At 71.8% G+C, this 6873-nt stretch carries 7 protein-coding genes; all 7 read left to right on the top strand.

Going from position 1 to position 6873, the window contains the following annotated elements; translation table 11 throughout:
- Positions 1 to 36: 36 nt before the first annotated feature.
- The gene (locus GTW67_RS28900; RefSeq protein ID WP_161167615.1) at positions 37 to 1854 is read left to right on the top strand and encodes a DUF5941 domain-containing protein; all 1818 of its coding nucleotides are present in this window, start codon (positions 37 to 39) and stop codon (positions 1852 to 1854) included.
- Positions 1851 to 2603: a phosphocholine cytidylyltransferase family protein gene (locus tag GTW67_RS28895; protein WP_161167616.1), complete on the top strand. Its 753-nt coding sequence runs from the start codon at positions 1851 to 1853 to the stop codon at positions 2601 to 2603. Before GTW67_RS28900 ends, GTW67_RS28895 begins: the two co-directional genes overlap by 4 nt.
- Entirely contained in the window at positions 2591 to 3655 is a 1065-nt protein-coding gene (locus tag GTW67_RS28890) for an iron-containing alcohol dehydrogenase (protein WP_161167617.1), read from the top strand. The genes GTW67_RS28895 and GTW67_RS28890 overlap by 13 nt, the downstream gene beginning before the upstream one ends.
- On the top strand, positions 3633 to 4412 hold the full coding sequence (locus tag GTW67_RS28885; protein ID WP_202437828.1) for a CDP-alcohol phosphatidyltransferase family protein: 780 nt from the start codon (positions 3633 to 3635) through the stop codon (positions 4410 to 4412). Before GTW67_RS28890 ends, GTW67_RS28885 begins: the two co-directional genes overlap by 23 nt.
- A gap of 8 nt (positions 4413 to 4420) precedes the next feature.
- Complete coding sequence (locus tag GTW67_RS28880) at positions 4421 to 5293, top strand: glycosyltransferase family 2 protein (protein ID WP_161167699.1); 873 nt, start codon at positions 4421 to 4423, stop codon at positions 5291 to 5293.
- A 97-nt stretch (positions 5294 to 5390) separates the two neighbouring features.
- Positions 5391 to 6320, top strand: a complete 930-nt coding sequence (locus GTW67_RS28875) for an ABC transporter permease (RefSeq protein ID WP_161167697.1) — start codon at positions 5391 to 5393, stop codon at positions 6318 to 6320.
- The coding region (locus GTW67_RS28870; RefSeq protein WP_161167696.1) for an ATP-binding cassette domain-containing protein at positions 6313 to 6873 on the top strand (561 nt) is incomplete at its 3' end. The genes GTW67_RS28875 and GTW67_RS28870, both read left to right, overlap by 8 nt.

Below are 6873 nucleotides of genomic sequence, written 5' to 3'. Positions count from 1 at the left end.
TGGCGCGCTGGCGCCGGCACCAGGGAGTGAGTTCGGTTGTCGACCGCCATCCTCACCGGTCAGCCGGTCCCCGGTTCGTCCGTCGAGAGCGAGCTGCGGTCCCTCGGCTTCGACGTGCGGATCGCCTCCGGCACGCAGGACGCCGAGACGCTGCTCGCCCGGGTGCCCGGCCAGGAGCGCGTCGCCGTGGTCGACGCCCGCTTCGTGGGCCATCTGCACGCCCTGCGCCTCGGCCTCACCGACCCCCGCTTCCCGCTCGCCGCGATCCCCGGCGCCGTGACCGCCCAGCCGGACGCCCGCCAGGCGCTCACCCGCGCGATGGCCCGGGAGAGCTCCGCGGGCGGGGGTACGGCGGTGGCCGTCGGCAGCCTCGCCGACCGCATCGCCGGCGCCCTCGACGCCGACGGCGCCGACGTGCACCGGCCGGAGCTCGGCAGTCTCGTCGCCGTCGTCCCCGCCGACCCGCAGGCCCGCAACGAGGCGCGGCAGGCCGTCGCCTCCGTCGACGACGAGGCCGTACGCCTGAGGTCGGCGGTCAAGGCCCGCGACGGCTTCGTCACCACCTTCCTCATCAGCCCCTACTCGCGCTACATCGCCCGCTGGTGCGCGCGCCGCGGACTGACCCCCAACCAGGTCACCACCGCCTCGCTGCTCACCGCGCTCATAGCGGCGGCCTGCGCGGCCACCGGCACCCGCGGCGGCTTCGTCGCCGCCGGCGTCCTGCTGATCGCCTCCTTCGTCCTCGACTGCACGGACGGGCAGCTCGCCCGCTACTCGCTCCAGTACTCCACGCTCGGCGCCTGGCTGGACGCCACCTTCGACCGGGCCAAGGAGTACGCCTACTACGCGGGCCTCGCCCTCGGCGCCGCCCGCGGCGGTGACGACGTGTGGGCCCTCGCCCTCGGCGCGATGGTCCTCCAGACCTGCCGGCACGTCGTGGACTTCTCCTTCAACGAGGCCAACCACGACGCCTCGGGCAACACCAGCCCCACCGCGGCCCTCTCCGACAAGCTCGACAGCGTCGGCTGGACGGTCTGGGTGCGCCGCATGATCGTCCTGCCCATCGGCGAACGCTGGGCCATGATCGCCGTCCTCACCGCGGCCACCACCCCCCGGATCACCTTCTACGCGCTGCTGATCGGCTGCGCGTTCGCCGCGACGTACACCACGGCCGGCCGGGTCCTGCGCTCGCTGACCCGCAGGGCCACCCGCACCGACCGGGCGGCGAAGGCGCTGGCCGACCTCGCCGACTCCGGCCCGCTCGCCGAGGCCGCCGCCGCGGGCCTGCGGGGATTCGCCCGCCGGCTCCCAGGCTTCACCGCCCCCGCCGTCGCGCTCCTCGGCGGCCTCACCGTGGTCGCGACGTCCGCCTTCACCGGCTTCGGCGGTCCCTGGCCGCTCATCGCCGCGATCGTCTACGTGCTGACCTCCGCGCTCGCCGTCGCCCGCCCCCTCAAGGGCGCCCTCGACTGGCTGGTCCCGCCCTTCTTCCGCGCCGCCGAGTACGGCACCGTCCTGGTGCTGGCGGCGAAAGCGGACGTGAACGGGGCGCTTCCGGCGGCTTTCGGGCTGGTGGCCGCGGTCGCCTACCATCACTACGACACGGTCTACCGCATCCGCGGCAACGCGGGTGCGCCCCCGCACTGGCTGGTGCGGGCGATCGGGGGGCACGAGGGCCGCACGCTGCTGGTCACGGTGCTGGCCGTGCTGCTCACCGCCTCCGCTTTCAAGGTCGCGCTCACGGTCCTCGCCGTGGCCGTCGCCCTCGTGGTGCTCGTCGAGAGCATCCGTTTCTGGGTCGCCGCCCACAAGGTCGGCGCACCCGCCGTACACGACGAAGGAGAACCCGCATGATCGGCCTCGTGCTGGCGGCCGGCGCCGGACGCCGTCTGCGCCCCTACACCGACACCCTGCCCAAGGCACTGGTCCCGGTCGGCCCCGAGGGCGCGGAGGAGAGCATCACGGTTCTCGACCTGACGCTGGCGAACTTCGCCGAGGTCGGCCTCACCGAGGTCGGGATCATCGTCGGGTACCGCAAGGAGGCCGTGTACGACCGCAAGGAGGAGCTGGAGCGGAAGTACGGCGTCAAGCTCACCCTCATCGACAACGACAAGGCCGAGGAGTGGAACAACGCCTACTCCCTGTGGTGCGGCCGTGACGCCCTCAAGGACGGCGTGATCCTCGCCAACGGCGACACCGTGCACCCGGTCTCCGTCGAGAAGACGCTGCTCGCCGCCCGCGGCGACGGCAAGAAGATCATCCTCGCGCTGGACACCGTGAAGTCCCTCGCCGACGAGGAGATGAAGGTCGTCGTCGACCCCGACAAGGGCGTCCAGCGCATCACCAAGCTCATGGACCCGGCCGACGCGACCGGCGAGTACATCGGCGTCACCCTCATCGAGGGCGAGGCCGCCGTGGAGCTGGCCGACGCCTTGAAGACCACCTTCGAGCGCGACCCGCAGCTCTACTACGAGGACGGCTACCAGGAGCTGGTCAACCGCGGCTTCCGGATCGACGTGGAGCCCATCGGCGACGTCAAGTGGGTCGAGATCGACAACCACGACGACCTCGCCAAGGGACGGGAGATCGCGTGCCGGTACTGACGAGGCTCATCCCGTCACCGGTCGTCGTCGACATCCGCCGCGGCGCCCTGGACGACCTGGGGGCGATCCTCTCCGACGAGCGGATCTCGCCCTCGGGGCGGCTGGCCTTCGCCATCAGCAACGGCTCCGGCCAGGTGCTGCGCGAGCGGTTCGGCGCGGCCTTCCCGGGCGCCGACTGGTTCGCGGAGGCCGACGGCACCATCGACGGTGCCGTCCGGCTCGCCGACTCCATCAAGAAGGCCGGCCGCTACGACGCGGTGGTCGGCATCGGCGGCGGCAAGGTCGTCGACTGCGCCAAGTACGCGGCGGCCCGGGTGGGCCTGCCGCTGGTCGCGGTCGCCACCAACCTGGCCAACGACGGGCTGTGCTCGCCGGTCGCCACGCTGGACAACGACGCGGGCCGCGGCTCCTACGGCGTGCCCAACCCGATCGGCATCGTCATCGACCTCGACGTGATCCGCGAGGCCCCGGTGCGCTACGTGCGGGCCGGCATCGGCGATGTGATCTGCAAGATCTCCGCCGTGGCCGACTGGGAGCTCTCGCACCGCGAGACCGGCGAGAAGGTCGACGGCCTGGCCGCCGCCATGGCCCGGCAGGCGGCCGAGGCCGTCCTGCGCCACCCCGGCGGCACCGGCGACGACGCGTTCCTGACGACGCTCGCCGAGGCGCTGGTGCTGTGCGGCATCTCGATGTCGGTGGCCGGCGACAGCCGCCCCGCGTCGGGCGCCTGCCACGAGATCAGCCACGCCTTCGACCTGCGGTTCCCCAAGCGCAGCGCGCTCCACGGCGAGCAGTGCGGCCTCGGCGGCGCGTTCGCCACGTTCCTGCGCGGCGACACCGAGACGGCCGGACGGATGGCGGAGGTACTGCGCCACCACGGCCTGCCCGTCCTGCCCGGCGAGATCGGCTTCGACCTGGACGAGTTCGTGCAGGTCGTCGGCTACGCCCCGCACACCCGGCCGGGCCGCTACACCATCCTCGAACACCTCGACCTCTCCACCGACCAGATCAGGGACGCGTACGCCGACTATGTCAAGGCCATCGGTAGCTGAACTCCGCCCGGTCGTGCACCCCGCGGGGGTCAAGGACCGGCGCAGCGGTGAGCACTGGGCGGGACGCCTCTACATGCGCGAGGTCTCGCTGCGGATCGACCGCTACCTGGTGAACACCAGGATCACGCCCAACCAGCTCACGTACCTGATGACCGTCTGCGGCGTGCTGGCGGCCCCGGCGCTGCTCGTGCCGGGCATCTGGGGCGCCGTGCTCGGCGTGGTCGCGGTCCAGCTGTACCTGCTGCTCGACTGCGTCGACGGCGAGATCGCGCGCTGGAAGAAGCAGTACTCCCTCGGCGGCGTCTACCTGGACCGCGTCGGCGCCTACCTCACCGACGCCGCCGTCCTGGTCGGCCTCGGCCTGCGCGCCGCCGACCTGTTCGGCACCGGGCGGATCGACTGGCTGTGGGCCTTCCTCGGCACTCTGGCCGCCCTCGGCGCGATCCTGATCAAGGCCGAGACCGACCTGGTGGGCGTCGCCCGGCACCAGACCGGGATGGCTCCGGTCAAGGAGTCCGCCTCCGAGATCCGCTCCTCCGGCATGGCGCTGGCGCGCCGGGCCGCCGGGGCGCTCAAGTTCCACCGGCTGATCCTGGGCATCGAGGCGTCCCTGCTGATCCTCGTCCTCGCGATCGTGGACCAGGCCCGCGGCGACCTGTTCTTCACCCGCCTCGGCACCGCCGTGCTCGCCGGCATCGCGCTGCTCCAGACCCTGCTGCACCTGGTGTCCATCCTCGCCTCCAGCAGGCTGAAGTGAGTACGCCCATGAAGGTCGGCGCCGTCGTCATCACCATGGGCAACCGCCCCGAGGAGCTGCGCGCCCTGCTCGACTCGGTAGCCAAGCAGGACGGCGACCCGGTCGAGGTGGTCGTCGTCGGCAACGGCTCGCCCGTCCCGGAGGTGCCCGCCGGCGTCCGCACCGTAGAGCTTCCCGAGAACCTGGGCATCCCCGGCGGCCGCAACGTCGGCATCGAGGCCTTCGGCCCCGGCGGCACCGACGTCGACGTGCTGCTCTTCCTCGACGACGACGGCCTGCTCGCCCGCACCGACACCGCCGAGCTGTGCCGCCAGGCGTTCACGGACGACCCGGAGCTCGGCATCATCAGCTTCCGCATCGCCGACCCGGAGACCGGCGAGACCCAGCGCCGGCACGTGCCGCGCCTGCGCGCCTCCGACCCGATGCGCTCCTCCCGGGTGACCACCTTCCTCGGCGGCGCCAACGCGGTGCGCACCCGCGTCCTCGCGGAGGCCGGCAACCTGCCCGGCGAGTTCTTCTACGCGCACGAGGAGACCGACCTGGCCTGGCGGGCCCTCGACGCCGGCTGGATGATCGACTACCGGTCCGACATGGTGCTGTACCACCCGACGACGGCGCCCTCGCGGCACGCGGTCTACCACCGCATGGTCGCCCGCAACCGCGTCTGGCTCGCCCGCCGCAACCTCCCCGCGCTCCTCGTGCCGGTCTACCTCGGGGTGTGGCTGCTGCTCACGCTGCTGCGCCGCCCCTCGGGCCCGGCCCTGAAGGCCTGGTTCGGCGGGTTCCGGGAAGGCTGGTCCACCCCGTGCGGTCCTCGCCGGCCCATGAAGTGGCGTACGGTGTGGCGGCTGACCCGGCTGGGCCGGCCTCCGGTGATCTGACACCCTCGTGTCCGAGGGCATCCCGGCCGTCCGCGGCCGGCCGGCTCGTTCCGGGCCCGCAGGGGCCACGCATCGACGAAGACGAAAGTTTCCACTAGTGAGTGAGACAACGCACGACGGCACGGTCGCCATGACCAGGCCCGTGTCGCCCGACGAGGGCCTCACGGCGGCACGGCTCGCCGCCAAGTACGGCCTGGCCGTGAGCGGCGCCCGGCCGTCCCTCGTCGAGTACGTCCGTCAGCTCTGGGGGCGACGGCACTTCATCCTCGCCTTCTCGCAGGCGAAGCTGACCGCCCAGTACAGCCAGGCCAAGCTCGGCCAGCTGTGGCAGGTGGCCACGCCGCTGCTGAACGCACTGGTCTACTACCTGATCTTCGGCCTGATCCTGAACGCGGGCAAGGGCATGCCGAAGGACGTCTACATCCCGTTCCTGGTGACGGGCATCTTCGTCTTCACCTTCACGCAGTCCTCGGCGATGGCCGGCGTGCGCGCGATCTCCGGCAACCTGGGCCTGGTGCGCGCCCTGCACTTCCCGCGCGCCTCGCTGCCGGTCTCCTTCGCGCTCCAGCAGCTCCAGCAGCTGCTCTTCTCGATGATCGTGCTCTTCATCGTGGTCGCGGCCTTCGGCAGCTACCCCACCCTGTCCTGGGTGCTGATCGTCCCGGTGCTCGCCCTCCAGTTCCTCTTCAACGCCGGCCTCGCGCTGGTCGTGGCGCGGATGGGCGCGAAGACGCCGGACCTGGCGCAGCTCATGCCCTTCATCATGCGGACGTGGATGTACGCCTCGGGCGTCATGTTCTCCATCCCCGTCATGCTGAAGGACAAGCCGGGCTGGATCTCCGACGTCCTCCAGTGGAACCCGGTCGCCGTCTACATGGACCTCATGCGCTTCGCGCTGATCGACGGCTACGGCTCCAAGAACCTCCCGCCGCACGTGTGGGCGGTGGCGGCCGGCTGGGCCGTCCTCGCCGTGGCGGGCGGCTTCGTGTACTTCTGGAAGGCGGAGGAGAGGTACGGCCGTGGCTGAGCAGCAGCAGGACGCGCGGGTGCCGACGGTGATCGCGGACGACGTCCACATCGTCTACCGCGTCAACGGCGCCAAGACCGGCAAGGGCAGCGCCACCGCGGCCCTCAGCCGCATCGTGAAGCGGGGCTCCGGCGACGAGGCGCGGGGCGTGCGCAAGGTGCACGCCGTGCGGGGCGTCTCCTTCGTCGCCTACCGGGGCGAGGCCATCGGCCTGATCGGCTCCAACGGTTCCGGCAAGTCGACGCTGCTGCGGGCCATCGCCGGCCTGCTGCCCGCCGAGAAGGGCAAGGTCTACACCGACGGCCAGCCCTCCCTGCTCGGCGTGAACGCGGCCCTGATGAACGACCTGACCGGCGAGCGGAACGTCATCCTCGGCGGCCTCGCCATGGGCATGACCCGCGAGGAGATCAAGGCCCGCTACCAGGACATCGTCGACTTCTCCGGCATCAACGAGAAGGGCGACTTCATCACCCTGCCGATGCGGACCTACTCCTCGGGCATGGCGGCCCGGCTGCGCTTCTCCATCGCCGCCGCCAAGGACCACGACGTCCTC

This window comes from Streptomyces sp. SID5910, assembly GCF_009862125.1.
Lineage (GTDB): Bacteria > Actinomycetota > Actinomycetes > Streptomycetales > Streptomycetaceae > Streptomyces.
The sequence above is the reverse complement of the archived record's forward strand: the minus strand, read 5'-3'. Positions and strand labels throughout refer to the sequence as shown.

What these genes read in the sequence shown, in the direction of transcription:
- GTW67_RS28895 (WP_161167616.1), top strand. Translation starts at nt 1,851, where the DNA reads ATGATCGGCCTCGTGCTGGCGGCCGGCGCCGGACGCCGTCTGCGCCCC.
- GTW67_RS28885 (WP_202437828.1), top strand. Translation starts at nt 3,633, where the DNA reads ATGTCAAGGCCATCGGTAGCTGAACTCCGCCCGGTCGTGCACCCCGCG.
- GTW67_RS28880 (WP_161167699.1), top strand. Translation starts at nt 4,421, where the DNA reads ATGAAGGTCGGCGCCGTCGTCATCACCATGGGCAACCGCCCCGAGGAG.